The sequence below is a fragment of the Segeticoccus rhizosphaerae genome (genome assembly GCF_009192725.1).
Taxonomy (GTDB): domain Bacteria; phylum Actinomycetota; class Actinomycetes; order Actinomycetales; family Dermatophilaceae; genus Segeticoccus; species Segeticoccus rhizosphaerae.
This window is the reverse complement of the sequence record NZ_VOHR01000699.1, coordinates 1-625: the sequence shown is the minus strand read 5'-3', so window position 1 is coordinate 625 and position 625 is coordinate 1. Positions and strand designations below refer to the sequence as shown.

At 75.4% G+C, this 625-nt stretch carries 1 protein-coding gene and 1 pseudogene; both read left to right on the top strand.

The genetic code is table 11. The features are described 5' to 3' along the window. Window positions 1-307 (top strand): annotated as a pseudogene (locus FRW57_RS22575) (L-seryl-tRNA(Sec) selenium transferase); the annotation flags it as partial. A 2-nt stretch (window positions 308-309) separates the two neighbouring features. Continuing rightward, a partial coding sequence (locus FRW57_RS22570) for a GTP-binding protein (protein WP_203230523.1) occupies window positions 310-625 on the top strand: 316 nt, incomplete at its 3' end.

The following is a 625-nucleotide window of genomic DNA, read 5'->3' as shown; positions in this document are numbered from 1 at the left end:
CGCCGCCCGGCTCCGCGAGCGGTGCGCAGCGGTGGCGAAGGAGATCGGCGGCGAGGTGGTCCCGGCCGACGGGGCGGTCGGGGGCGGCGGAGCTCCGGGACTGGCGCTGCCCGGGTGGGCGGTCGCCATACCAGCGTCGTATGCCGTGCCGCTGCGCCTTGGTGAGCCGGGCGTCGTCTGCCGCGTCGAGCACGGGCGCGCCCTGCTCGACCTGCGCTGCGTGCCCGAGGAACAGGACGAGGCGTTGGTGGCAGCCGTGCTCGCGGCGGATGTCTCGCTCGCCGGACCTGAGTCCCCGGAGGCCTAGCCGTGCACGTCTTCGCCACCGCGGGCCACGTGGACCACGGCAAGTCCACCCTCGTGCGCGCCCTGACCGGGATGGAGCCGGACCGGTGGGAGCAGGAGCGTCGCCGCGGCCTGACCATCGACCTCGGCTATGCGTGGACCACCGCGGACCTCGACGCGGCCATCGCCTTCGTGGACGTGCCCGGGCACGAGCGCTTCATCGGCAACATGCTCGCCGGACTCGGCCCGGCACCGGCGGTGATGTTCGTCGTGGCCGCCGACGCCGGCTGGCAGGCCCAGTCGGCCGAGCACCTCGCCGCGGTCGACGCCCTCGGCCTGG